The sequence below is a fragment of the Streptomyces sp. NPDC058664 genome, assembly GCF_042716635.1.
Classification (GTDB): Bacteria; Actinomycetota; Actinomycetes; order Streptomycetales; family Streptomycetaceae; genus Streptomyces.
Map to the genome: position 1 here is coordinate 37906 of NZ_JBHXRW010000035.1, position 24984 is coordinate 62889.

23 protein-coding genes and 1 tRNA gene are annotated in these 24984 nt (G+C 72.7%); 13 read left to right on the forward strand and 11 right to left on the reverse strand.

Annotated features, from left to right (window positions below):
* Window positions 1-15: 15 nt before the first annotated feature.
* Both ACFWUY_RS26145 and ACFWUY_RS26150 read left to right on the forward strand, forming a co-directional pair.
* Window positions 16-744: a class E sortase gene (locus ACFWUY_RS26145; RefSeq protein WP_384113938.1), complete on the forward strand. Its 729-nt coding sequence runs from the start codon at window positions 16-18 to the stop codon at window positions 742-744.
* 350 nt (window positions 745-1094) lie between these two features.
* Window positions 1095-1850 (forward strand): restriction endonuclease, encoded by a 756-nt coding sequence (locus ACFWUY_RS26150; protein WP_384113941.1) that lies wholly within the window; start codon window positions 1095-1097, stop codon window positions 1848-1850.
* Between the two features lie 164 nt (window positions 1851-2014).
* On the opposite strand, the gene ACFWUY_RS26155 is transcribed toward ACFWUY_RS26150, so the two are convergent.
* On the reverse strand, window positions 2015-2242 hold the full coding sequence (locus ACFWUY_RS26155; protein WP_384113944.1) for a hypothetical protein: 228 nt from the start codon (window positions 2240-2242) through the stop codon (window positions 2015-2017).
* A gap of 577 nt (window positions 2243-2819) precedes the next feature.
* Between ACFWUY_RS26155 and ACFWUY_RS26160 the strand changes: the two genes are divergently transcribed.
* A complete protein-coding gene (locus ACFWUY_RS26160) occupies window positions 2820-4781 on the forward strand; it encodes an acyl-CoA dehydrogenase (RefSeq protein ID WP_384113946.1) in 1962 nt (653 codons plus the stop codon).
* 118 nt (window positions 4782-4899) lie between these two features.
* On the opposite strand, the gene ACFWUY_RS26165 is transcribed toward ACFWUY_RS26160, so the two are convergent.
* Complete coding sequence (locus ACFWUY_RS26165) at window positions 4900-6105, reverse strand: serine hydrolase domain-containing protein (RefSeq protein ID WP_384113949.1); 1206 nt, start codon at window positions 6103-6105, stop codon at window positions 4900-4902.
* Window positions 6106-6396: 291 nt separating this feature from the next.
* Between ACFWUY_RS26165 and ACFWUY_RS26170 the strand changes: the two genes are divergently transcribed.
* The 3 genes from ACFWUY_RS26170 to ACFWUY_RS26180 all read left to right on the forward strand — a co-directional run bounded on the left by ACFWUY_RS26170 (window position 6397) and on the right by ACFWUY_RS26180 (window position 8997).
* Window positions 6397-7143 carry a VanZ family protein gene (locus tag ACFWUY_RS26170; RefSeq protein WP_384113952.1) on the forward strand — a complete coding sequence of 249 codons (747 nt, stop codon included), beginning with the start codon at window positions 6397-6399 and terminating at the stop codon, window positions 7141-7143.
* 65 nt (window positions 7144-7208) lie between these two features.
* A complete protein-coding gene (locus ACFWUY_RS26175) occupies window positions 7209-7925 on the forward strand; it encodes a response regulator transcription factor (RefSeq protein WP_384113955.1) in 717 nt (238 codons plus the stop codon).
* The gene (locus ACFWUY_RS26180; protein WP_384113958.1) at window positions 7918-8997 is read left to right on the forward strand and encodes a sensor histidine kinase; all 1080 of its coding nucleotides are present in this window, start codon (window positions 7918-7920) and stop codon (window positions 8995-8997) included. Before ACFWUY_RS26175 ends, ACFWUY_RS26180 begins: the two co-directional genes overlap by 8 nt.
* Before the next feature lie 56 nt (window positions 8998-9053).
* Here the strand turns inward: ACFWUY_RS26180 and ligA are convergent, their stop codons facing one another.
* Window positions 9054-11168 (reverse strand): NAD-dependent DNA ligase LigA, encoded by a 2115-nt coding sequence (gene ligA / locus ACFWUY_RS26185; RefSeq protein WP_384113961.1) that lies wholly within the window; start codon window positions 11166-11168, stop codon window positions 9054-9056.
* A gap of 84 nt (window positions 11169-11252) precedes the next feature.
* Window positions 11253-12230 carry a helix-turn-helix transcriptional regulator gene (locus ACFWUY_RS26190; RefSeq protein WP_384113964.1) on the reverse strand — a complete coding sequence of 326 codons (978 nt, stop codon included), beginning with the start codon at window positions 12228-12230 and terminating at the stop codon, window positions 11253-11255.
* Between the two features lie 124 nt (window positions 12231-12354).
* On the opposite strand from ACFWUY_RS26190, the gene ACFWUY_RS26195 reads away from it, so the two are divergent.
* Window positions 12355-13104: an NIPSNAP family protein gene (locus ACFWUY_RS26195; RefSeq protein WP_384113967.1), complete on the forward strand. Its 750-nt coding sequence runs from the start codon at window positions 12355-12357 to the stop codon at window positions 13102-13104.
* Between the two features lie 34 nt (window positions 13105-13138).
* A complete protein-coding gene (locus ACFWUY_RS26200; protein WP_384113970.1) occupies window positions 13139-13426 on the forward strand; it encodes a hypothetical protein in 288 nt (95 codons plus the stop codon).
* Window positions 13427-13448: 22 nt separating this feature from the next.
* On the opposite strand, the gene ACFWUY_RS26205 is transcribed toward ACFWUY_RS26200, so the two are convergent.
* Both ACFWUY_RS26205 and ACFWUY_RS26210 read right to left on the reverse strand, forming a co-directional pair.
* On the reverse strand, window positions 13449-15986 hold the full coding sequence (locus ACFWUY_RS26205) for a hypothetical protein (protein ID WP_384113973.1): 2538 nt from the start codon (window positions 15984-15986) through the stop codon (window positions 13449-13451).
* 3 nt (window positions 15987-15989) lie between these two features.
* Window positions 15990-16063: transfer RNA gene (locus tag ACFWUY_RS26210), tRNA-Pro, on the reverse strand.
* A 220-nt stretch (window positions 16064-16283) separates the two neighbouring features.
* Between ACFWUY_RS26210 and ACFWUY_RS26215 the strand changes: the two genes are divergently transcribed.
* The 3 genes from ACFWUY_RS26215 (at window position 16284) to ACFWUY_RS26225 (ending at window position 18771) form a co-directional block, all read left to right on the forward strand.
* Window positions 16284-16637, forward strand: coding sequence for a hypothetical protein (locus tag ACFWUY_RS26215; protein WP_384113976.1), 354 nt, complete (start codon window positions 16284-16286; stop codon window positions 16635-16637).
* A gap of 90 nt (window positions 16638-16727) precedes the next feature.
* Complete coding sequence (locus ACFWUY_RS26220) at window positions 16728-18344, forward strand: phospholipase D family protein (protein ID WP_384113979.1); 1617 nt, start codon at window positions 16728-16730, stop codon at window positions 18342-18344.
* Window positions 18345-18477: 133 nt separating this feature from the next.
* Window positions 18478-18771, forward strand: coding sequence for a YkvA family protein (locus ACFWUY_RS26225; RefSeq protein ID WP_384113982.1), 294 nt, complete (start codon window positions 18478-18480; stop codon window positions 18769-18771).
* Here the strand turns inward: ACFWUY_RS26225 and ACFWUY_RS26230 are convergent.
* The gene (locus ACFWUY_RS26230) at window positions 18768-19322 is read right to left on the reverse strand and encodes a hypothetical protein (RefSeq protein WP_384113985.1); all 555 of its coding nucleotides are present in this window, start codon (window positions 19320-19322) and stop codon (window positions 18768-18770) included. The genes ACFWUY_RS26225 and ACFWUY_RS26230 overlap by 4 nt on opposite strands.
* Between ACFWUY_RS26230 and ACFWUY_RS26235 the strand changes: the two genes are divergently transcribed.
* Both ACFWUY_RS26235 and ACFWUY_RS26240 read left to right on the forward strand, forming a co-directional pair.
* On the forward strand, window positions 19321-19857 hold the full coding sequence (locus ACFWUY_RS26235; RefSeq protein ID WP_384113989.1) for a hypothetical protein: 537 nt from the start codon (window positions 19321-19323) through the stop codon (window positions 19855-19857). The two genes, ACFWUY_RS26230 and ACFWUY_RS26235, sit on opposite strands and share 2 nt — an antisense overlap.
* Before the next feature lie 330 nt (window positions 19858-20187).
* Window positions 20188-21237 carry a mechanosensitive ion channel family protein gene (locus ACFWUY_RS26240; protein WP_384113992.1) on the forward strand — a complete coding sequence of 350 codons (1050 nt, stop codon included), beginning with the start codon at window positions 20188-20190 and terminating at the stop codon, window positions 21235-21237.
* A gap of 17 nt (window positions 21238-21254) precedes the next feature.
* Here the strand turns inward: ACFWUY_RS26240 and ACFWUY_RS26245 are convergent, their stop codons facing one another.
* The 4 genes from ACFWUY_RS26245 to ACFWUY_RS26260 form a co-directional block, all read right to left on the reverse strand.
* The gene (locus tag ACFWUY_RS26245) at window positions 21255-21563 is read right to left on the reverse strand and encodes a TIGR03618 family F420-dependent PPOX class oxidoreductase (RefSeq protein ID WP_384113995.1); all 309 of its coding nucleotides are present in this window, start codon (window positions 21561-21563) and stop codon (window positions 21255-21257) included.
* Window positions 21564-21739: 176 nt separating this feature from the next.
* Window positions 21740-22027, reverse strand: a complete 288-nt coding sequence (locus ACFWUY_RS26250; RefSeq protein WP_384114001.1) for a helix-turn-helix domain-containing protein — start codon at window positions 22025-22027, stop codon at window positions 21740-21742.
* Complete coding sequence (locus ACFWUY_RS26255) at window positions 22027-22524, reverse strand: DUF2975 domain-containing protein (RefSeq protein ID WP_384114003.1); 498 nt, start codon at window positions 22522-22524, stop codon at window positions 22027-22029. The genes ACFWUY_RS26250 and ACFWUY_RS26255 overlap by 1 nt, the downstream gene beginning before the upstream one ends.
* A 70-nt stretch (window positions 22525-22594) precedes the next feature.
* Window positions 22595-24790 (reverse strand): SpoIIE family protein phosphatase, encoded by a 2196-nt coding sequence (locus ACFWUY_RS26260; protein WP_384114006.1) that lies wholly within the window; start codon window positions 24788-24790, stop codon window positions 22595-22597.
* Window positions 24791-24984 lie beyond the last annotated feature (194 nt).

Genomic DNA, 24984 nt, shown 5'->3' on the forward strand with positions numbered 1-24984 from the left:
TGCCTTGAGAAGGGCGTGATCAGAGGCCGGAGCTCCCGCTGGGCCCTGGTCGCCGCAGTGGTCGTGGCCGTCGTCGCGCCGGCCGGCTGCGCGGACGGTGGCGGCGCGCCCGCGGGAGCGCACGGCCCGGCGTCGGCGGTCTCGTCGGCCACGTCGTCGGCTCCTTCGCCCGAGGCTCCTTCGACCACACCCCCGGTCACTCCGGTCACGCCGTCGCCCCCCTCGCCGCGGGGGCCTGTCGCCGCCGAGGCGTCCATACCGTCGATCGGTGTCGAGAATCTGGACATCGTGCCGTACGAGGGCACGACCGACGACGCGGCGGGCACCCGCATCCAGGACCGTGGCGTGGCGGCGAGCCCCTACGGCAAGCGCGGCGGCGTGGGGCCCGGCGAGATCGGCAACTATCTGGTGACCGCCCACCGGCTCTCAGCAGGCGGCCCCCTGCGGGAGCTGCCGTCGGTCGAGGTGGGTGACCAGGTGCACATCACCGCTGAGGGCACCGTCTACACGTACGAGATCGTCGAGAGCCGGACCACGTCCTTCCGCTCGGCCCGCTCGCTCGCCGAGCAGCGGGCCGCGGTGCCGGGTGAGCCGGGCGAGAAGCCCACCCGGGCCATGATCACTCTCTCCACCTGTGCGACGCCGGAGGACAACGCGGCGGGAAACTTCTGGCGGGACGCCCAGAACAACCCCGAACACCGCATCGACAAGATCGGCGTCCTGACCTCGACGCGGCCTGCGTAGGCTCTTCGCGCCCGACGGATTCGCGAAGTCCCCGCCTCCGCGGGCAGCGCAGAGGGCGAGGACCAGCCCGGATCGCCGGAGGGCTTCGGCAGGCCGGACGGGGGCTGCGGACGCACGGCCACGGTCCCGGAGCCACGGAGCCCTGGCCTCTTCCTCCCGGCCGCCAGGTTTCGTGAGCGCCTTCGCGGATACGCGACGTTCGTCGGGACATCGACGTCTCCGAGGGATGCCGCAGTACCGACCCCGCTGACCGATACCGATACCGATACCGATACCGACGCGGACCGCGGCCCCTCACCGGGCCGCGGCCGTGGTGTGTGTGAGCCGTCGACGCGTGAGGGAGGGCCCTGATGAAGGCGACCGGGGAGGACGGAAACACGGCCGGGCGTCGTTCCGCGGCCGTCGGGCGCGATCTGGTGCTGGCGGTGGGACTCGTAGGGATATGCGTCGGCGGTCTGGCCGTCTTCCTCAGGACCGCCGACGTGGCGGGGAGCCGCGGATCGGGGGTGCCGGTCGTCGTGCTCCTCGCGTTCGCCGCCCTGGGAGTGCTCGCCGTCGGCCTGGCGGTGACCAGGAGGGGCACGGTGCCCGTCCGGAACCGCGAGAGCCTTCGTCCCGTCGGCGTTCCGGGCGGTCCGGCCGGCGTCGCGGACGTGCCCGACATCGGGGCGGAGGCCTTGGACCACGCGGCTGTCGACGCCGACGGCTTCGAGCACACGGTCGCCGCGCTCTGCGTACGGGACGGCTGCACCGCCGTGGAAGTGGTCGGTGGAGCGGGCGACCTGGGCGCCGACGTGATCGCGGTGACCATGAACGGCCGACGTGTCGTACTCCAGTGCAAGCACTACGCGGAGGACAACCACGTCGGCTCCCAGGACCTGCAGAGGTTCGGCGGCACCTGCTTCACCATCCACGAAGCGGACGTGGCCGTCGTCGTGACCACCAGCGCCTTCACGGCGCCCGCTGTCGAGTACGCGGCCACCTGCGGGATCGTCTGCGTGGACGGTGAAGCGCTGGCCGCGTGGACGGACCGGACCGCGCCGGCCCCCTGGGACGCGCTCGCCGCGGACCCGACGGTGCCTGTCCCTCCGACCGACCCGGCTTGAGCCGCAGCGCGGCGTGTCCCGGCCACGACTGATTCCGGCGGAGACCCCCTGGGAAGATTTCCCCGGGAACACTTCTGCCGGAGGAAGCTTTTACCGGGGGAAGCTTTGCCGTGGTCCGGGGCGGGGCGCGCACCTGTGTCAGGAGTGACGTCGGCGCCGGGCCGTCAGTCCACCGGCTCGTCCATGGCGGAATCCTCATGCCCCTCCGGATCGGCGTCGCCGTCGGCATGGTCCCGCCTGCCGGTGCCCGCCACGTCGGTATCGGGCGCCTCGCTGCCGGGCCGGTCCGGAACAGGCATCGTCAAGGGGTCCTCTCCCGGCGCTGCCTGCTGGTTCTGCGGGTCCCGGGGAACCGGCTCCCCCGTCCGATCGGGCTCGTCCGGAGCGCTCATACGGCTCACCTTCCTCTGGTGGCGGTCTTGCGCCGGTGGGACGGACATCGGTGACAACGGCGTCCTGGGCGACAGGCGGCGACGATGCGCGACGGGATGGGCGAAACCCTTTCGGCGCGGGACGTAGCAGTACGCACAGGCCATGTCGCGGCCGCTGGAGAGCCCCGGGACGATCCGGTCGGCCCCGGCCGCCCGCCCGGGCCGGATCCCGAAGGACGTGCGCCCACCCGGGGCACGGTCCCTCGGTGTCGTCCCCCGTGTGTCCGGGACCCTGTCGCATCTCCGCTCCGCTGTCACGTCACCTGCCACGTCACCGCCGACCGCTCCACCGGCCGGGCCGGAGCCCGGCTTTTCCGCGCGTGAGTCACGCCTACGGAGGGGGTCCGACAATCGGCAGTGCGCGGGGCGAGGGGGCCGAAGGGGTGAGGTGTGCGTGGTGCTCGGCTGTCCTCTCGGCGTCGCGGCCGCCGCTTCACGGGGCCGCCGGCTGCCCCGGTCGCGTGACGGCCGATCGCCGCCACGGTCCGCACGGGCTCGTGCCCCGGTTGATCCTTTCTCGGCGGGGTAGCGAAGTGGCATGGCCACCGACAACGCGTCCCCCCCTGCGACCGGCTACGCACGGCCCGTCATCGACGTCCCGACACTCGCCGCTGTGCTCGACGGCGAGTACGCCGAGGTCCGCGGCCTCGTCCGGGACAACCTGGTGACGTACGCCTCCGTCCTCGAAGAGGCCGACGACCTCGGCGTGGACGCGTTCCGCGAGCGGGTGCGCGAGGTCGTCGTCGAGATGGCCGCGACGGGCCAGACCGGTTGGGGATTCCCCGAGACGTACGGCGGGGGCGGCGACGTCGGCGCCTCGATCGCCGCGTTCGAGACGCTGGCCTTCGGTGACCTGTCGGTGCTGGTGAAGGTCGGGGTGCAGTTCGGGCTCTTCGGCGGCGCGATCCTGCACCTGGGCACCGAACGCCACCACGACGCCTATCTGCCGGGCCTCATCACCGGCGAGCTGATGGGCTGCTTCGCGATGACCGAGACCGGCCACGGCTCCAACGTGCAGGCTCTCGGCACCGTCGCGCGGTACGACGCCGCACGTCAGGAGTTCGTCGTCACCACCCACGGCGACCAGGCGCGCAAGGACTACATCGGCAACGCGGCCCGTCACGCCGAACTGGCGGTCGTCTTCGCCCAGTTGGAAGTGGGAGGAAAGGCCGAGGGCGTGCACGCCTTCGTCGTGCCCGTCCGGGTCGGCGGCGAGGTGGCGCCGGGCGTCCGGATCGAGGACGACGGCCGCAAGATGGGTCTCAACGGCGTGGACAACGGCCGCATCCGGTTCGACGGTGTACGTGTGCCGCGCGAGGCGCTCCTCAACAGGTTCGCCGACGTCAGCCCCGAAGGCGTCTACGAGAGCTCGATCGAGAACCCCGACCGGCGCTTCTTCACCATGCTGGGCACGCTCGTACAGGGCCGGGTCAGCGTCGCCGGTGCCGGGATCGGCGTCGCCAAGGTCGCCCTGGCGGTGGCCACCAAGTACGCGGTGCGGCGGCGGCAGTTCGCGGCGGCCCCGGGCGCCGAGGAGCAGCCGCTCCTCGATTACGGCCTGCACCAGCGCCGGTTGCTGCCGCTCGTCGCCCGGACGTACGCCTTGCACTTCGCGCAGGACGTGGTGCGCTCGCAGCTGCACGACGTCTTCTCCGGCGTCGAGGACGACGCGCGGGCGCGCCGGCGGCTCGAGTCACGCGCCGCGGGCCTCAAGGCGCTCGGCACCTGGCACGCCACCCGGGTCGTCCAGGAGTGCCGGGAGGCGTGCGGCGGCGCCGGCTACCTCGCCGTCAACCGGTTCGCCGCGCTCAAGAGCGACAGTGACGTCTTCACCACCTTCGAGGGCGACAACCACGTCCTGCTGCAGCTCGTGGCCAAGGGGCTGCTCACCGATCACGCGAGCGAGTTCGAGGACCTCGACCAGTTCGGCGTGGTCCGCTACGTCACCGGCCTCGCCGTCGAGACGGTCATCGAGCGGACCTCCGCCCACAAGCTGCTCGAGCGGGTGCGCGACCTGCTGCCCGGCGGCGACGAGTGGGACCGGGAAGCCGGTCTGCTCGACCCGGAGTACCAGCTCGCCATGGTCCGCTTCCGGGAGGAGCACATGCTCGCCGGTCTGGCCCGCCGGATCAAACGCGGGATCGACCAGAAGCGCGATCCCGGCGTCGTCTTCTCGCAGGTGCAGGACCACGTCATCGCGCTCGCCCGCGCGCACGTGGAGCGGCTGGTGACCGAGGCCTTCGTCGACAAGGTGCGCGCGATGCCCGAGGGCGACGAGAAGGCGGCGCTGGCCCTGCTGTGCGACCTGTTCGCGCTGTCCACGATCGAGGCGGACCGGGCCTGGTTCATGGAGCACGGCCGGCTGACCGTGCAGCGTTCCAAAGCGATCAGCCGTGAGGTGAACGACCTCTGCCGCAAGGTCCGGCCCCTCGCGGTCGACCTCGTCGACGCGTGGGGCGTCCCGCCCGAGATGCTGCGTGCCCCGGATCTGGTGGGCTGAGCCGGGCCGGGCCTTGCGCGTGGAACCCTCGGCCGGGCCCGGGAGCCGCCGTGTTCCGCGGGCGGCGGCGGTCGTGGCGCCGTGCGCCCGCTCTTTCCCCGGCCCGGCCAGGGCGGTGTCAGTGGCGCAGCAGCGCGCAGACGAAGTCCTCCTGGATGGAGCGGACCTTGGCCAGCAGCTCCGGCTTGATGCTCTTGCTGGTCTGGGTGGTGATCGAGAAGGTGAGGGCCCGCTTGCCGTCCGCCGTGCCGGCCGCGAACTGGGTGTAGCCCGGGAAGTTGCCGGTGTGCCCGTAGACCGTGCCGCACCGTGTCTTGTAGCGGAAGATCGCCAGTCCGCCCGCGTTGACGCCGGGGCCGGCGGGCTCCGATGCGGCGCCGGGGATGAACTTCCGCTGTTCGTGGCGGGTCTCCTTCGACAGGAAGCCGCGTCCGCCGGCCCAGGCGCGGATGAAGTCGTTGAGGTCCTCGGGCGTCGAGACGATGCCGCCGGAGGCCCAGACGCCCGACGCGCCGATGACCTCGCTGACGTCCTCGGGCGGGGCGGGCGGCGTCACGTCGTAGCCGTGCAGGTACGGTCTCGGCAGTCGGTAGCCCTGGGGCAGGCTGGTCCGCCGCAGGTCGAGGGGCTGGTACACGAGTTCCTCCAGCAACCGCTCGTACCGCTCCCCCGTGGCCGCCTCGGCCATCAGTGCGACAGCGATGTTGTCGGAGTTCGAGTAGCGGTACTCCGATCCGGGCGGGAAGCTCAGCTTCTCGTCGGCGATGAAGTCGAGCAGTCGGCGCGAGTCGAAGCGGTGCCTCGGGTCCTCCCGCAGGATCTCGACGAACGCGGGCTCCGTCGAGAAGTCGGGCAGTCCGCTGGTGTGCTGGAGCAGTTGGCGGAGGGTCACCCCATGCCATGCGGCGGGCAGTGACGGCAGGAGTTCGCCGATCGTGTCCTCGAGCTCCAGCGCGTTCCGGTCCACCAGGCGCAGGGCGACCGCTCCGCTGAAGGCCTTGGCGACGCTGGCGATCCGCATGTGGTCCGTCTTACGGGGCGGGCGGCCGGTCCTCGTGTCGGCGACGCCCGCCCGGTAGACCTCCGTCCGGTCGCCCTTCCGCATGAGCGTGATCACTCCGGGCGGTCCTCCGGCCGTACGGACGAGGTCGTCGAGCTGCTTCTGCAGCGCCCTGTCCGGGACCGGGGGCGTGCCCGTGGCCTGTGCGGGCTGGATCAGGGCGGCGAGCGCCGCGGACACGGCCAGGGCGGCGACGGGCAGGGTGACGACGGGCAGGCGCAGGCGTGCGCGTGGGCGGGGACGGACTCGAGAGCGTGCCGACACGGAGGCTCCTTCACTGTGGTGCCGGACGGGCGGACACCAGGATCAGAGGGTCCGCCCCAGGATCGGACGCACCGTCGGGGCCTGCTCGCCCGGTGCTCCATCTGGCCCAGAAGCGGCGTGGCCCGTATGAGACGGGCCGGACGGTGGGGCCGGCTCGACGGCCGGGAGCGGTCGGGCCGCCGTCGGACGACGCGGCACACGGTCTTCCGTCCGGCGCCGGGATTCCGCGTATCGCGGGTGTATCGAAAATCGCATACGCCACCGCAACGGCCCTCCGTCTTCCATGGGGGCATGAACGATCACGTACCCCTGTCGGCACCGCCCCGTCGCGCGCGCGGGTTCGTGCTCCTCGGCCTGATGGTCCTCGGCCTGGCGAGCGTCCTGTTCGTCATGCGGCGGCCACTCATGATGTCCGCTCCGAGGTGCATGGCCGGGCGGTGGCACGGTTGCTTCGACACGTTCAACGGCGTGGTGCTCATGACGCTGGTCACGCTGCCTCTGGCCGTGCTGGTGGCGTGGGCTCTGGCGTCCCGTCGGCGCGCCGCCGGCGTCCCGTCGGCGTGGCGGAGGTCGCTGGCCGAGGTGGGCATGGTCCACGGGACGGTGCCGTTCCTGTGGTTGACCATGATGCCGGGCGGCGGGGCCGGCGTGGTCCCCGCCCGGGTCAGCCTGGTGCCGCTGCGGGACCTGGTCACGATGGGGTCGCTCGGGATCGTCGGCAACCTGCTGGTCTTCGCGTCGCTGGGGTTCTTCGCCCCGATGCGGTTCGCGGCGGTGGCGTCCGTGCCGCGGGTCCTGGCGCTCGGGGCGGGCTGCTCGGTCCTGGTCGAGACCGCGCAGTACGTCCTGCGGCTCGACCGGGTGTCCTCCGTGGACGACGTACTGGTCAACGCCGGCGGCGCCGTGCTGGCCGCGCTGGCGTCACGCCGCTGGTGGCGCACCCCGGCGGAAGCGCCCTCCGACCGGTCGCGTCCGGAGTCGGCGCCGGCTTCGGCCTCGGCTTCGGCTTCGGCCTCGACCTCGGCTTCGGGGGGCTGAGCCGCGTGCCCGTACGCACCTCTCCGCATACGTCGGCGATACGCCGTACTGCTTAGGCTTCGGTCATGCGCGTACTGATCGTGGAGGACGAGCCCTACCTGGCCGAGGCCGTCCGTGACGGCCTGCGGCTCGAGGCGATCGCCGCCGACATCGCCGGCGACGGCGACTCCGCCCTGGAGCTGCTCGGCGTCAACTCCTACGACCTCGCGGTCCTCGACCGCGACATTCCCGGCCCCTCCGGCGACGAGGTCGCCCGGCGCATCGTCGCCTCCGGCAGCGGCATCCCCATCCTCATGCTCACCGCTGCCGACCGGATCGACGACAAGGCCTCCGGGTTCGAGCTCGGTGCCGACGACTACCTGACCAAACCGTTCGAGCTGCGGGAGCTCGTCCTCCGGCTGAGGGCGCTCGACCGCAGACGCGCGTACGCCCGGCCCCCGGTCCGTGAGATCGCGGGCCTGCGGGTCGACCCCTTCCGCCGGGAGGTCTTCCGCGACGGACGCTACGTCGCGCTCACCCGCAAGCAGTTCGCCGTGCTGGAGGTGCTCGTCGCCGCCGAGGGCGGGGTCGTCAGCGCCGAAGAACTGCTGGAACGCGCCTGGGACGAGAACGCCGACCCCCTCACCAACGCGGTGCGCATCACCGTCTCCGCCCTGCGCAAACGGCTCGGCGAACCGTGGGTCATCACCACGGTGCCCGGCGCCGGCTACCGGATCGACACCGCCAGGGACGCCGCCGCCCCCGACAGGGACATCACCGACCCCGGCAGTACGCGTGTATAGACGCCGGGGGCTCAGTGCCCGACTGAAACTCACCCTCAGCTACGCCGGGTTCCTCGCCGTCGCCGGTGCCCTCCTGCTGGCCGTGGTGTGGGGGTTCCTGCTGCGCTACGTCCCCGACTCGGACCAGGGTCTGCTCGGGGTCTCGCCCAACCGCTACCTCCTTGTGCGCACCTTCGTCCCCGCCGCGGCCGTGGCGATGGTCCTCCTGCTCGTGTTCGGCCTCGTCGGGGGATGGGTCCTCGCCGGCCGGATGCTCGCACCGCTCACGCAGATCACGGATGCGGCGCGGATGGCGGGGAGCGGGTCGCTGTCGCACCGGATCCGCATGAAGGGCCGACAGGACGAATTCCGCGAGCTCTCCGACGTCTTCGACTCGATGCTCGAACGGCTCGACTCCCACGTCGCCGAGCAGCAGAGGTTCGCCGCGAACGCCTCCCACGAACTGCGCACCCCGCTGGCGATCTCGCGGACGCTCCTCGACGTCGCGCGCAAGGACCCCGCACGGGACCGGAGCGAACTCATCGAGCGCCTGTACGTCGTCAACGGGCGGGCGATCGACCTCACCGAGGCCCTCCTGCTGCTCAGCCGCGGTGACCGCGGAAACTTCACCCGCGAGAGCGTCGACCTCTCCCTCCTCGCCGAGGAAGCCGCCGAGACGCTGCTCCCCCTCGCCGAACAGCGCCGGATCGCGCTCGAGGTCACCGGCGGGGCGGCCTGGACCGGCGGCTCCGCGGAGCTCCTGCTGCGGATGGTGACGAACCTCGTCCAGAACGCCGTCGTCCACAACCTCCCCGCCGGCGGCACCGTGACGGTCCACACCGAGGCGTACGGCGACACGAGCGTGCTGCGGGTCGAGAACACGGGCCGCCGGCTCCCACCGGAACTGGTACCGACCCTCGTCGAACCCTTCCGGCGCGGAACGGAACGCGTACGCACCGACGAGCACGCCGGCGTCGGGCTCGGCCTGGCCATCGTGCACAGCATCGTCCGCGCCCACGACGGGACCCTCGACCTCGCCCCCCGCCCCGTCGGCGGCCTCCTCGTCACGGTCCGGCTTCCCCGCACGCCCTAGGCTTCCGCGCGATCCGGTCCGGGCTCGGTGCACCGGGTGACGGGCCCGCGCGTCGATCAGGTCAGGTGGTCGGCGACCAGTTCGGCGAAGGCCTCCGGCGTCAGGACCTCGACGCCGAGTTCGGTGGCCTTGACCGCCTTCGAGCTCGGCTTCCCGTTCGCGGACGGCGCCGCGACGAGTACGGACGTCCTGGCGCTGACGCCGCTGCCCGCCCGCCCGCCGGCCTTCTCGATCAGCGCGTTCATCTCGGACCGGCCGAAGCCCTCCAGCGGTCCGGTCATCCTGCCGGTGACCACGACCACCTTGCCCTCCAGCGGCCCCCCGCCCTGCGCCGCCGCCGGGTCCGCGGGCTCGGTCATGTTGACCCCCGCCGCGATCAGTTTGTCGATGACGGAGGCCAGCGCGGCCACCTGCTCGACGACGACCGGCGCCTTCTCCGGCCCGATGCCCTCCACATCCTGCATCCCGGACGCGTCGGCCCCGCGAATCGCGTCCATCGTGCCGAAGTGCCGGGCTATGCGGCGGGACATGCTGCGGCCGGTGCCGAGCACGCCCAGGGCGCAGAAGACACGGTGGAGAGGGCGGGCCTTGGCGGCCTCGATCTGTTCGGCGAGCTTGGCGGCGCGCTTGGCACTGCCCGACGCGGCGGTGAGCTGGTCGATCGTCAGGGTGAAGAGGTCGGCGACGTCGCGGACGTCTCCCGACGCGACCAGAGCCGCCACGTACGTCCTGCCCAGGCCGTCGATGTCGAACATCTCGCGCCCGGCGGCGTACTCGATGAGCGCCGGGAGCGCGCAGGCCGTGCCCTGCGCGCACCGCCACCGCTCCTGGGACGTGTCGATCCCGCCACCACAGCGCGGGCACGCCTCGGGCAGCGGCACCGGCGTCGCCCCGGCCGGGCGGAGCCGGACCACGGCCGCCTGGACACGCGGGATGATGTCACCGGCCTTGTACACCGTCACGGTGTCGCCGAGGTGCAGGTCCCGGCGGCGGATGTCCGCCGGATTGTGCAGGGTGGCCCGGGTGACGGTGGACCCGTCGATCTCCACCGGGGCGAGGATCGCGGTGGGAGCCAGGACCCCGGTCCGGCCGACCTCCCAGACGACGTCCTGAAGCACCGTCTGTCGTTCGACCGCGGGCAGCTTCACCGCGATGGCCCAGTACGGGAAGCGGGTGCCGAACCCGATCTCCTCCTGCTCGGCGCAGTCGTCCAGTTTGATGACCACCCCGTCGATACCGACGGGCAGCTCCGCACGCATCGCGGCGATCGCGTCGACCCGCGCCTGTGCCTCGGCGAGGTCGGGGACGACGAGAAGTCCGGCCGCGGTGTCCGCGGTCGTCCGCACCCCGACCGCGGCCACCGCGGCCAGCGCCTCGGCGTGTGTCGTCGCGGTGCGTGTCGCCTCGGTGGGCGGGAACGGCACGCCGTCCAGCTCGACCACGCCGTAGGCCCAGAACGTCATCCGGAGCCGGTACGGGCGGTCCTTCGCCCTCAGCGTGCCCGCCGTTCCGTTGCGCGGGTTGACGAAGACCTGCGCGCCGTGGGCGACACGGGTCGCGTTCGCCGCCTCGAACTGCTCCTGGGTGAAGGCCACTTCACCACGCACCTCGACGGTGACCGGCTCGGCGAGCCGCTCGGGCAGGCCGTCGATCCGGCCGATGACATGGCTGACGTCCTCGCCGTGGCTGCCGTCGCCACGGGTGATGATCTGCACCAGACGGCCGTCGCGGTACCGGGCGGCCACGGCCGCGCCGTCGATCTTCGGCTCGACGGTGAATCCCCCGGCCGGAACACGGCCGAGCCGGCGCTGGACGGATGCGCCCCAGGCCACCAGCCCCTCGGCGTCGAAGACGTTGTCCAGGCTCAGCAGCCGGGTCGTGTGCGCGACATCGCCGACCGGGGCGGCACCGTCGGCGACAAGGCCGGTGGGAGACTCGGGGGAAACCTCGGCCGGGTTCTCTTCCTCCCAGGCGAGTACGGCCAGCCGGAGCCGGTCGTACGAGGCGTCGTCCAAGACGCTGTCACCGTCTCCGTAGTAGGACCGCGAGGCGTCGTGCAGGCGCCGCAGCGCGGCCTCGTACTCGGCACGGCCGGACGGGCCGGACTGGGCGGGCAGACCGGGCAGAACGGGCAGGCCGGACAGCGCCTCTTCGGCGGGAAAAGTCGTCATGAGGTGATCCTCTCGCGAGGGTCTGACAACGGCCCCGGGCGGCGACTCGGGTGACACTCACCCGGTCGGGGAGTCCGTGGCGCGTCAGCGGAGTCCATAGGCTCGGGCGAGTGCCTCCACGGTGGCGGCCATGGCCCGGCGCAGTTCGGGAGGTGAGACGACCTCGACGTCCGCACCGAGCCGGAGCAGCTCGCCACGGGCGTGGTCGGTGCTCTCGGTGGGGATGACCGCCTCGACCCAGCCGAGTTCACCGACGGGGGTCGCGGTGGACTCGACGGCCCGCACCACCTCTTGGGCGACGTTGTCGGGGAGGCGGCCGCGTCCCGCCGGGGACAGCCTGATGGTGGCCGTTCCGGTATAGCGGCGTGCGTGGAAGTCCTCCAGGTAGGAGGTCCAGTACGCGCTCAGGTCGAAGTCCTCCGGCCGGTCGAACCGCTCGTCGCCCAGGACCGCGTCGAGGACCTGGGTGACGCGGTAGGTCGCGGTCCTCCGTTCCGCGGCGGCCACGACGTACCAGGTTCCGGACTTGAGGACGAGCCCGTAGGGGCGCAGGCGGCGGTCCACCTCCTGGGGGGCGCGCCAGCGGCGGTAGCGCACGTCCACCACCCGCCGTGTGAGCACCGCGTCGACGAACAGGGGCAGATGGGGTGTCCGTTCGGGCTCCCGGTACCAGCCCGGTGCGTCCAGGTGGAACACCTGCGTGAGCCGTGACGCCTCTTCGCGCAGCGCTTCCGGCAACGCGGCGAGCAGCTTCAGCCGGGCAGCCGTCACGTCGGCCGCGAGGCCCAGGTCGGCCGCGGGCCCGGGCAGCCCGGCGAAGAACAGAGCCCGGGCCTCGCCCTCGTTCATCCCGGTCAGGCGCGTGCGGTAGCCGTCGACCAGCTGGTAACCGCCCCCGCGGCCGGGCTCGGCGTAGACCGGAACCCCGGCGTCCTGCAGACGCGCCATGTCGCGGTAGGCGGTGCGCACGGAGACGTCCAGCTCGTCGGCGATCGTCTGCGCGGACACACGGCCCCGCGATTGGAGCAGGAGCAGGACCGAGAGCAGACGACCGGCGGGCATGCGCCCATTCTCCCCGGGAACCCTGACAGAACCTGTCACGCGGTCCTCCTATCGTCGGCCGCGCCCGGATCCGTGCGAACGAGCCGGGCGATCCACCCGTAGAACACCGAACAGGAGTCGTGTCGTGTCCACCCGATCCCCCGGTCCCTCCGGCCCACCGCCCGCCGTGCTCGAACTCCGCCAGTACACGCTGCGTCCGCGCCGCCGCGACGAGCTCATCGAGCTGTTCGACCGGGAGTTCCTCGAAACCCAGGAAGAGGCCGGGATGAGCGTGCTCGGCCAGTTCCGGGACCTCGACGACCCGGACCGCTTCGTCTGGCTGCGCGGGTTCACGGACATGACGGCACGTCACCGTGCCCTCACGGCCTTCTACGGAGGGCCCGTGTGGTCCGAGCACGGGCCCCGGGCGAACGACACCATGGTCGACTCGGACGACGTCCTTCTGCTGCGCCCCGTCATGACCGGCGGCGGCTTCGCGGTGTCACCGTCCGCGCGACCTCCGGTCGGTGCCGCGCCACCGGACCGGTTCGTGGTCGCCACCCTGTGGTCCTTCCCTCCCGGACGGGACGACGGCATCGCACTGGTCCGGGACGGTCTGCTGCCCCTGCTCCGGGAGACGGGGCCCGCCCCGCTCGCCCTCCTCGCCACCGAGCCCGCGCACAACACGTTCTCCAGGCTGCCGGTCCGTACCGGTGAGAACGTCGCCGTGGTCCTCACCTCGTACCGCGACGAGAACGCGCACCGTCGGCACCTCGCCGACATGCGGGTCCGCCCCCTGCTGCGGGACGAGATCCTGCCGGCCCTCGAGCGGGAACAGACGGCGGCGCCCAGGGAGCTGCGGCTGACACCCACCGGCCGCTCGCTCATCTCCTGAGCCCCTGGCTCTTCGCTCGTGGGATCATCCGTCCATGAGCCTCGACCTGGAAGTAAGTGCTCTGGCCATCAACGTCACGATCCCGCAGGCGCTCCGCTGGACGGACACCCGACGCGGTGAAGTGTTCACACTGACCACGCTCAACGTCCGGCTCCTCCCGGACGGTCGCCTCGCCGCGAAGGCCTACGGCCGGCCGGTCGCCGGTGGACGGGGCGCGTACGTCTCGTTCCCCGTCCCCGACAAGCCCGAACTCGCCGCCCTGGTCGCCGGTGCCGCCGGCCGTGCCGGGGCGTTGTGGGCCGCTCATCGCGGTCTCGGCTGATCCGCGGTGTGACTCTCCCGCGTCACCGCACCATCCAGTGACCGTTCCGGCTCCATCCGAGGAACCGGCGGGCGAGGCCGCCCTGGGCCGTTCCGTCCGGGCCGAACGTGCCGCCCGTGGCCACCAGGCGCAGCCCCGCCACGGCCGGGCCCAGCCGGGCCGCCGTGTGCCAGGGGCGGCGGGCGGTCTCGGCCGCCACCCACTCCACGAACGCGGTCTGGCGGTCAGGGGTGCACAGCGACAGGTGGAACAGCATCTGCCGCCACGCGTACGCCGCGTCCTTGACGGTGCCGAGCGGGCGCGGGTGGTCCTGCAGCCGCGTCACGAGCCGGCACACCGTGGTGAAGCAGTCGCGGGCCGGCTCTTCCCCACTCTCCGCGGGCGTGACGCCCGCGTGACGGACGAGGACGGCGAGGTTGTGCGTGGTGAGGATCTGCGCCTGCTCGATCACGGTGCCGTTCGCGGCCGGCGAGCCCGACCAGGACCCGGCGCCGTGGCCGGATCCCGCCGTTCCCTCCGCGGCGGCGCGGGCCCGCTCGGCACACATCCGGCCGAACTCGCGCACGGCGGCATCCGCCGTGCGCGAGGTTCCCTTCCGGCGCGCGAGGCCTTCCGCGGCGTGGACGACCGCCATGCTCCGTACCGCCACGCAGTCGACCGCGTAGTAGCGGGCGTACAGCGTCCCGTCGAGAAGGTCGGCGGCGGTGCGCGCGGCGACGAGGAACTTCGGGGAGAACGAGCCCATGAAGATGTCGGCGGCCAGCTCCTCCACGAACGGCGCCGCGAGATCGGCCTGCCGGGCCAGCTGGGACAGTTCGCGCACCAGCGGGTTCGGGAGCAGCGTGCCGGGGAACGCGCCGACCGCGAGCTCGCCGAGCTGCCGCAGCGCCGCCCCCGCCGCCTCCCGGGACCGCTCGGCCGCGTCGGCGTCGGTGCCGTGCCCGGCGACCGCCCGTACCCAGGGGAGCTCGTCCACGCGCACCTGGTGCTCCAGGTTCAGGAGCAGCAGCGAACGCCGGTTGCGGAAGGCGCGGTACGTGGCCGCCGCCAGCGTCCGCAGCGCCGGGTCGGCGCACCGCTGGGCCGTGGCGGCCGCGACCAGCTGCGGCACCAGGGCCGCCAGGACCTCCGCCGACGGTACGAGGCCGCGTTCGACCAGCGTCTCCAGCGGTGCGCTCAGGGCGGAGTTCACCGCCTGCCGCAGTCGGGCGGGGACGACCGTGCCGGCCGGCAGCCCGGTCGCGTCGGCCTCGGCGGCGGTCACCGGGTGGACCGGCGACTCGACGTCGGCCGTGCCCGTGTGCTGGTCCAGGTCCGCGAGCCGGCGCACCACGAGCGCGGCGATCCGGTGGTGCGAGGGCAGGGAGGCCTGCCGGGCCTGTGTGGCGCGCAGCCGGGTGTGCTCGGGTGAGCCCGGCAGACCGCGCTTGGCGACCATCGAGGTCACCGCGTGCCGCACCAGCCCGGCGAGCCGGGGCGGCACCGGCCGGCCGGCGGCCACGTTCTCCAGGGCGCGTCGCAGGATGCCGGCGTTCGACTTCGGGTTCTTGTGCTTGCCGCACAGGGGGTGGGCGGCCGCGAGCTTCTCGTACCGCAGAAGGAGTGCGGCGGCCTCGGCACGGCGGCGGCCGTCTTCCTCCGGTACGTGGATCCGGGCGGGCGGTACGCGGACCCGGGCGGGGTGCGGCGTCGCGGTGCCGTGAGCGCCGTCGGGGCCGGGAGTACGGTCCGGGCCAGGTCCCTCCTTCGAGCAGGAAGCACCGTCGGGGACGGACCCGTCTTCCGGATCGGAAGCGCCGGCCGGGTCCGAAGTGCCTTCGGCGGCCCCCTCGTCCTGGGTCTCGTGGCGCAGCCAGTAGCCGAGGAGTTCGTCCTCGAACGGCCGCCACACGGTCAGCGCCTCTCGCTGCGCCTCGACCGCCGTCTTCGGCTGCCTGCCGGACAGCTCGGCCGTGACCTCGCCGACGGTGCGGCGGTGCACCGTGCCCGGTGCGGCGGCCGGCCGGTCCACCGGGCGGGGCAGGAACCTCAGCCGGTCCGCGTGGGGCCGGAGTTCACGTACCAGTCCGGCGGCCGCTTCGACGTCGTCGGCCCGGACCAGCCAGGCGACCGTCAGCAGCGCGGTCTGCTCCGGCAGCACCGCGTCGTACCGTCCGCTGTCCAGCAGCTCCCACAGTCCCGCCAGGCCTTCCCCGGTCAGGGCATGGTCGAACAGCGCGGCCCGCGTGGCGGGCACACCCGCTCGCCGCGCGGCTTCCCGCTCGTACGGGGCGAGCGGACCGCCGGCCGCGGGCGTGCCGGTGGCGAACCCGCCGCGCACGACCTCGGGGGTCACCCAGGCGGGGAGGCCGGCGACCGGCGTTCGGGAACCGATGGCGAGCTGCCCGTCCGCGATCCCGGACAGGACGGCCCGCCACTGGCGCATCCGGCCCTGGGCGCGGTCGCGCGTATCGGCGTCGGGATGCGTCAGGAAGGTGCGTACGGCCCGGTCCAGCTGGGCCGCGGCGTAAGCCGGGTCGGCGGTCGGTGTCGGAAGCTGCTTGTCAGCGATCTCGTTCATAGGCCGACGTGGCAGGTTCCGCCCCTGCGCCCTCCGGGTCCCAAGCCCGGCGCTCTGTCTGACTGAGCTACACGCCGTCGGTGATCGAGACCCTAGGAGAGCGGTCGCGGCGGCGGCAATCGATTTCGCGGCCGGGAGGCCCGTCGCTCGGACCCGGGAGGCCGACGGGTCGTCCCGCGTGGCCGTCGGTCACGGCGGTGCCCGGTGCGGAAACCGCGTAGCCGTCGGGTTCCCGCCGCCGTATCGTCCGGTGTTCGCCGTCCTTGGCGACTTCCCCGACCAGAGAGCGACGCGCACATGACCGGCCGACGAGCGACGACGACCCTGTGGCGGCCCACCGGCCCCGAGGAACTGGAGCTGGTCCGCCGGCTGGACTGGCGTGCCTGGCCCCCTCGGCTTCCCGAGCAGCCGATCTTCTATCCGGTCCTCGACGAGGACTACGCGATCAGGATCGCGAGGGACTGGAACGTGAAGCACAGCGGTGTCGGCTTCGTGACCCGCTTCGAGGTCGATTCCGCGTTCCTGAGCCGGTATCCCGTCCAGCAGGCCGGAGGGCGGACGATCCTCGAGCTGTGGGTTCCGGCCGAGGAGCTGGACGAGTTCAACGCTCATCTGGTCGGCGAGATCCAGGTGGTGCACGAGTTCCGCTGAGGCGAGACGCGGCGCGGCCGGCCTCTGGCCGCGCGCCGCCGTGAGGCGTCGGCATCGGCCGGAGCGGGTAGCCGCCGGGTGGAGGCGACCGTGGAATACAGCGACTGGATGCTCACCGTACGTGAACGCGGGAACGGCTCGACCCGCCTGGACAGGCGTCACCCCGACGGAGCCGCATGGACCCGCGGCAACGACGTCCGGCCGCTGGTGCACGGTGCGGTGTACTTCGCCGAGCTCCTCCGGGCGGTCAGGGCGCAGCGCTCCGGAGACCTCCTGCTCTTCACCGACTGGCGCGGCGATCCCGACGAACGCCTCGACGGCGCCGGGACGGAGATCGGCACCGTCCTGTGCGAGGCGGCAGCGCGCGGAGTGATCGTGAAGGGGCTTGTCTGGCGGTCCCACCTGGACAGGTTCCAGTTCAGCGAGAGCGAGAACCGTCATCTGGGAGAGGAGCTGGAGGAGGCCGGGGCCGAGTGCCTGCTCGACATGCGGGTGCGGCCGGGCGGCTCCCACCATCAGAAACTCGTCGTCCTGCGCCACCCCGGGCGGCCCGGCCTCGACGTCGCGTACATCGGCGGCATCGACCTGTGCCACAGCCGCAACGACGACGCCTCCCACCACGGTGACCCCCAGACGCTGCCCTTCGCGTCGGCCTACGGCCCCCGGCCGCCGTGGCACGACGTACAGCTGGCCGTCCGCGGCCCCGCGGTCGGTGATCTCGAAGCCAACTTCCGCGAGCGCTGGGAGGACCCCTCGCCGCTCAGCCGCAGCCCCCTGGTCCGCCTGCGGGAGATCGCGCACCACGAGGACACCGAGGCCGGCGGGCTGCCGCCGCAGCTGCCCGACCCCGAGCCGTGCGGCGACCACACGGTGCAGGTGCTGCGCACCTACCCCAACCGGCTGTTGCGGGGCTATCCCTTCGCTCCCGACGGCGAGCGCAGCATCGCGCGCAGTTACCTCAAAGCCCTGCGCCGGGCGCGGTCGCTCATCTACCTGGAGGACCAGTACCTGTGGTCCCCGAACGTCGTGGGGTTCTTCGCCCGGGCATTGCACGAGAACCCCGGTCTGCGTCTGATCGCCGTCATACCCACCGTCCCCGAGCAGGACGGACGGCTCACGCTCCCGATGAACCTGGTCGGCCGGGTCACGGCACTGGAGAGGCTGCGCCGGGCGGGCGGCGGGCGGGTGGCCGTGTACGGGCTCGAGAACGCGGCCGGGACCCCCGTGTACGTACACGCCAAGGTGTGCCTGATCGACGACGTGTGGGCCTCGGTCGGCTCCGACAACATCAACCTCCGTTCCTGGACCCATGATTCGGAGCTCAACTGCGTCGTCCTGGACGACCGGGTGGACGGCCGGCCGCCACGCGACCCCGGTGGGCTCGGTGACCGGGCCCGTCGTTTCGCGAGGGACCTGCGGCTGGAGCTCTCCCGTGAGCATCTGGGCGGCGGGGAGTCGTCTCCGGTCTTCGCACCGGACGACCTGTGCGATCCGTCGAAGGCGTTCGACGCCTTCGACGCGAGCGCCGCGGCTCTGGACGCCTGGCACGAGGGCGGCCGCCGCGGGCCCCGGCCGCCCGGCCGGCTGCGCGTCTACCACCCGCCCGACATGTCCCGCCTGACGCGCGGCCTCGCCCTGCCGCCGTACCGTCTCCTGGTGGACCCGGACGGGCGCCCGGCCAGGCTTCGCCGGCGCAACGCGTACTGACCGGCCGGGAGCGGCTCCTGTCCCTGCCTGCCCGGCCTCCGGGCCCGTGGTGGGCCGGAACCGCGGTGGGACGGGTCCGGTCCGGCAGGATGGAATCCGAGACGCCACGCGCCGCGCGGGCAGGGGAGGAAACATGGACGGTTCGTTCTGGCTCGTGGTCGTCGCGGTGGCCGTGCTCGTGCTGGCGGCGTGCGCGGCCGTTCTGCTCGTACGCGTCTTCCGGGCCCGCAGGCTGCTGCTCGACGCCGGTGTCCCGTTGCGGTCCAAGGCCCTGTTCTGGACGGCCGTGGTGTACACGGTGTCGCCGATCGACCTGATCCCCGACCCGGTGTACCTGGACGACATCGGCGTCCTCCTGGTGGCCCTCCGGGCCCTGCACGCGGCGGCCGCCAGGAGCGAGGAGGAGCGCGGGGAACTGCCGGGCTAGGGCGTGTCCGGTCCGCCGCCGGCCGGGTCCACGAGGGTGACGACCTCCCTGCAGACCCGGCGCGGGCGCTCCGAGTGGACCTCCAGGACCCAGGTTCCCGGTCCGCCCTCCAGTACCGCCCGCATGCCGTCGGCGCCGTCGGGGGCGAAGGGAACCGGCGGCGCGGGTGCCGCGCCCTCGCGGGTCAGCGTGGCCCGGAGGTTGCGTCCGGCCAGGTCGGGCCCGGTGGCGAGGACCTCGAAGGGCTCCCCCGCGAGCGCGCACTCGGGAACCTCGAGACCGAACCCCTCGTCGGCGGCGAGCATGTCGGGGGTCCGCCTGCCCTCGCGGATCACGGAGAGCTGGTGGCCGACGGAGCCGCCGCCCGCCATGTCGGCGTGGCGGTATCCGTTCCACATGGCGTCCTCCTCGTAGTCCAGTGCCCACTTGGCGAAGGAGGACTCCCTCGGCACCGTCCCGTCACCCGACCAGGGACGGCTCGGGTCCAGCTGGGTCGTGAACCGCGGCCTGTCGGGCGAGAGGACCACGCCGTGCACCGTCGGGTGCGCCATGCCGCCCAGGCTGTGCACCCGGTACGACAGCCGGCCGCCCGGGTCGGTGCGCCGGTTCGCCTCCCGCGCGGCCTCGAACTCGTCGTGGAAGGCGAAGGCGTCGTGGACGAGCGCCGTCGGCAGGTCGGGGACGGAATGGCGGCGGTCGTCGAGGGTCCGCCGCCGCTCCTTGGCCGACGGCGGTCCGATCAGCCTGCCCGCGGTCGCCCGCCGGGCGCTCTTCGAGGAGCTCGCGGTCCACGCCACCGACGACGTCGACCTGGAGCTCCTGGGGTTCGGTCTCGACCTCGGCAACAACCAGTGGGCGGCGTTCTTCCGGGCGGCCCTGCCCGATCTGGACGAGGAGACCCTCCGCCGGCGCTGGTCGCGCGGTGTCGCCGACAAGTGGGAGCACGACCGCTTCGCCTTCGTGCCCGCGGACCCGGATTCCGTGCTCGGTTTCATCACGGACCAGCCGGCGGAGACCTGGACCCCCTGCGCTCCGGCGCTCTTCTACCTCGCTCTCGTACGCGGCGCGGTACGGCGCGGACGGTGACGCCGCCGCGCGGTTCGAGGTGGAGGAGGCCGAGCAGCGGGTCATGGAGAGCCGGGGTCTGTGACGCGGGGGCCCGGGGGGCGGAAGGGACCGGGGAACGAGGGGCCCCGGGGACGGAAGGGGCCGGGGAACGAGGGGCCCCGGGGACGGAAGGGGCCGGGGGACGGAAGGTGTGGAAGGGACGGAAGGACCCGGGGAGCACGCGCGTCCGCCGAGGCGCGCCCGGTCGCCCGTGTGACCGCGCGCACTTCGGTACCCGGAGTGTTTGCCGGGGAGCACGGCGGTGAGGCGAACAGGAACGACCACGTTCCACTCATCGACTGGGGAGTCATGGAAAGCGTTGTTCGACTGGCGATCGTCCTCGGCGGATCGGCACTGCCGGCACTCGCCGTCGGCCGCGCGGCGGACCTCTTCGCGAGGTACGCGGACGCGCGCCACCCCCGCACTCCGCTGTGGGGACTGCTGCGGCGGTGCCGCACCCCGCTGTACGTCGTCCTCCTGACCCTCGCGTTCCGGTGGTCCTACCGCGCCACGGAGTGGCCGGCGCTGCTCGACCACACGGAGGGGGTGGACCGGTTCCTGCTGCTGTGCCTGATCGGCGGCGGCGCCTGGCTGACCGTACGGTTCGCGTCGGCCGTCGTCGAGTCCTCGTACGCGCGGTACGCCGCGCGTGCGCGTGACGCCGCCCGGCTGCGCCGCGTCCGTACGCAGGTCACGCTGCTGACACGCGTGATGGCGGTCGTCGTGGGCGTCCTCGCCACCGCCTTCGCCCTGGTCACCTTCCCCTCGTTCCGGGGGCTCGGTACGTCGCTGCTGGCCTCGGCCGGGATCATCGGCATCGTGGCCGGCGTGGCGGCGCAGTCCACGCTCGGCAACCTCTTCGCCGGTTTCCAGATCGCCTTCGGCGACATGGTCCGCCTCGGTGACACCGTGGTCGTCGACGGGGAATGGGGCACCGTGGAGGAGGTGACCCTCACCTTCCTCACCGTCAGGACCTGGGACGAACGCCGCGTCACCCTGCCCGTCTCGTACTTCACCTCGCGCCCCTTCGAGAACTGGACGCGCGGCGGCAACGAGCTGACCGGGTCGGTGTTCGTCCACTGCGACCACTCCGCGCCCGTCGGACTGATGCGGGCCCACCTGCGGGAGTTCCTCGACACCCGCACCACCTGGGACGGCCGGGGGTGGGACCTCGCCGTCACCGACACCTCGCCGACCGGCATCACCGTGCGCGCCATCGTGACCGCCAAGGACGCCGACGACCTGTGGACGATCCGCTGTGCCGTACGGGAGGAGCTCGTCGACTGGCTGACGCGGGAGCACCCCGGAGCCCTCCCCCGTATCGTCACCGCGCAGGCGGCCGACGTGCCGCGGCGCTGACCCGGTCCTCGTGTCGTCTATCCGGCCCTGTTGGCGCTGCCGAGGATCTTGGTCGGGGTGATGCGGACGACCACGCGGACGTCTTCCGGCGGGGCCTCCAGGTACTCCTTGCCGCCGCCCGGGCCGAGGTACTCCTCGGCTATGCGGACGGCCACCGCGCGGCCGGTGTCCTCGGTGACGGTGGCCGTGCCGCGGATCTCGACGTAGAGGTTCGTGTCGGCGGGGTCGAAGACGGTCAGGCCGACGCGGGGGTCGCGGAGCACGTTCCGCTCCTTGCGCCGGCCCCGCTCGGTGGAGATCAGCAGCTCGTCGCCGTCACGGCTCACCCAGACCACCGAACTCTGCGGGGCACCGTCGGGTTGAGGGTGGCCAGGACGGCGGGGTGCGGGGCGTCGAGCAGGGCGCGCACGGTGTCGTTCATCTCAAGGGGCATGCGGGGCAGGCTAGTCGGGCGCTCCGGTACGCGCACCGGAAGAGAGCCGGGGCGGGCCGCGGCACCGTCCTACTCCCCCTTGCCGGCCGCCGCCATCACGTCGGACGTCGCCGATTCCTCCGCCCCCTCCGGTTCCTCCGGTTCCTCCGGTTCCTCCGGTTCCCAGCGCAGCAGGTCTCCCGGCTGGCACTCGAGCACTTCGCAGAGGGCCGCGAGCGTCGTGAAGCGCACCGCCTTGGCGCGGCCGTTCTTGAGTACGGCGAGGTTGGCCGGGGTGATGTCCACGCGTTCCGCGAGCTGTCCCACGGACATCTTGCGCCTGGCGAGCATCACGTCGATGTCCACGACGATCGGCATCAGATCACCTCGGAGAGCTCGGCCCGCATCCGGGTCGCCTCGACGTCGCGCTCGACGGCCTGGGCGAGCAGCATCCTCAGGACCAGCACGATCAGCGCGATGCCGAGCACCGCGAGGCTCGCCCCGCAGATCAGCAGGACGATGCCCGGGGCGACCGCCTCCCCCGGCGCCAGGACGACGGCGAAGGCGAACACCAGGACCGCGCCCACCGCGAAGGCGCCGGTGATGACGTCCACGTAGCGGAAGGCGGCGGGCGAGAACACCGTTCCCCGCCGCACCATCGTCACCAGCCGCCACACGGAGACCAGGATGGTCTGGGCCGTCAGGAGTCCGAGGACCATGATCACGAGAAAGGGAGTGCGCAGGTACGCGTACTCCGGCTTCAGCCCCTCCAGGTCACTGGCGAGCAGGGGAACCATCACCGCCTCCACGAAGACCGAGCCGGCGAACAGCATCGCGAGCACGGCGCGCAGCGCGAGCACCTTCAGTTTTCCCATGACGTCTCCTTCGATCGACCAACGATAGCAATCTATCGATAGTCGATAGGTCCGGCAAGCCGCTACGACGTCAGGGCCATCCGCGGAGGAGCAGGAGAGCCACGTCGTCGGTGCGGTGCGCGGCGTCCTTGACGTGGCGGATCAGGCTGTCGGCCAGGGCCTCCAGGTCCTCGGTCCGCTCCCGGGCGAGGCGGTCGGCCAGCTCCGCCGTGGTCGTACCGATGTCGACACCGGGCGTCTCGACGAGTCCGTCCGTGTAGAGGGCGAGGACGGAACCCGGCTCCCAGGGCACCTCCGTGGTCTCGTACGCGATGTCCGGGTCGATCCCGAGCAGAAGCCCCGGCGAGACCTCAAGCAGATGGGTACGGCCGTCCGGGCGGCGCAGGAACGGCGGCGGGTGGCCCGCGGTGGCCAGCCGGAGACGGTGGTGGGCGAGGTCCAGCTCGGCGATGAGACAACTGGTGAACCGGTCCGGATCGAGGTCCTTCAGGAGTCGGTTGGTGCGGGCGAGGATGTCGCCGGGAGACGCGCCCGCCGTCGCGTGGGCGTGGACGGCCGTCCGCACCTGCCCCATGAGGGCGGCGGCGTTGGAGTCATGTCCCTGGACGTCGCCGATGACGGCGATGACCGCGGCGGGCGCCGCCTGGATGAGGTCGTAGAAGTCCCCTCCGACGTCCATCCCGTGCCCTGCGGGCAGGTAGCGGGCGGCGACGGCGACCCCCGGGAGCGGGAGCAGGCTGTGCGGCAGCAGGCTGGTCTGGAGGCTCCGCGCCAGGGAGTGCTTCGCGTCGTAGAGACGCGCCCTGGCGAGGGCCTGCGCGATCAGCCCCGCCAGTGAGGTGAGCAGCGCCCGCTCGGCGGCGGGGAAGGGACGCGGTCGGTCGTACGACAGGATGAGGGAGCCCACCGGACGGCCGGAGGCGATCAGGGGCAGGAACGCCCAGGCGTGACGCCCTCCGAAGCGCGGAGCGTGCGGGTGTGCGCGGACGAGGTCGTCGAGCGTCGGGAAGAACACGGGAATGCCGGTGGCGAGCACCTGCGCGTCGGTGACCTCCGCCGTGACGGGTGTGCCGTCGTAGCGGTCGATGAACTCCTGGTCGTAACCACGGTGGCCGATGATGCGCAGCCGTCCCTCGTCGGCGCTCATCAGGATGAGGCCCTGGGGGCCGAAGGCGGGCACGATCTGGTCGGCGACGAGTTCGACGACGTCGTGGACACCGGCCGCTTCGGAGAGGGTCGCCGCGAGGTGCATGAGCTGGTACACGGCGGCCGCGCCGATGGATCCGGCGTACGGCGGGGCCTCGGCCGCCGTTCCCGCTCCGCCGGTGGACGGCGTCGCGGCGTTCGTCACCGCTCCCGCTCCCGCTCCGGTGTTCCCGGCGGCGTCCGTCGCCGACGGCCCGGACGGGCGGGTGATGTGGACGCTGATGCCGGTGGTGTCCGGGTAGAGCTCGAAGAGGAGCCAGGTCCCCGGCCGGCGCATGACCGTGAACGACATCGGACGCCGGGAGATCACCGCCGCGCGGTAGCGGTCCTCGAAGACGGGGTCGTTCAGCCACAGCAGCACCTCCCACGGCCGTCTGCCGAGCAGCGCCGCCGCCCCGGCGTCCACGAGTTCGGCGGCGGCGGTGTTGATGAAGGTGACGCGTCCGTCGAGGTCCAGGGCGCAGCACCCCACGGGCAGGCGTTCCGCGAAGTCGACGGCGGCCACCGCCACGGAGGGGTCGGCCTCCGACAGCCGGGTCGCGTGCACGACGCGGGGCTCGGTCGGATCGAGCGCGAGCCCCTGGTCGGTCGCCCGCCGCAGCGCCTTCGCCGCCCGGCGGCAGTAGACGTCGAGCATGTCGCGCTCGCGTTCGTCGAGGTGGGGCGCGTGCCAGACCGGCCACAGCAGGACGAAGCCGCCCCACACCGTCGTCGCGTCGGCGATCGGGGCGGCCGCCAGCATGAAGTCGTACGGCAGCACGATCCCCAGCCGCGGGTAGCGGTGGGCGATCTCCTGCCGGCCCCCCAGCCACACCAGTCTTCGCTCGCGCATGGCGTCCGCCACCGGGATCGGGGCGTCGTCGGGAACCCGTACCCAGGGAGCGGCGATCGCCTGGGAGACACCCGACACGAGGGCCAGCCGCAGCATGTGGTCCCCCGGTACCCGCAGGTAGACCATGCCGATGGACGCCCCGGTGCCGGCCATCACGTCAGCGAGGACGGCGTCCAGGCGCCCGGAGCCGAAGGCGTCCTCGGCGTCCGCACCCGGGGGCTCAGCCACGTCGCTCACCCACCCGCGTCGGCCGACGACGGTGCGTGCGGGCACGGGTACCGGGAGCCGACGGCCGGACACCACGGCGGCGGCGGGGGTACTGACCCATATGCGGACCCTACGTCCGGCCGTGCACGGCCGCCCGACGAGCTCTCGACCGTGCCCGTTCCCGTCCCCGTCGTTCCCGTATCGGGCGCCGTCCC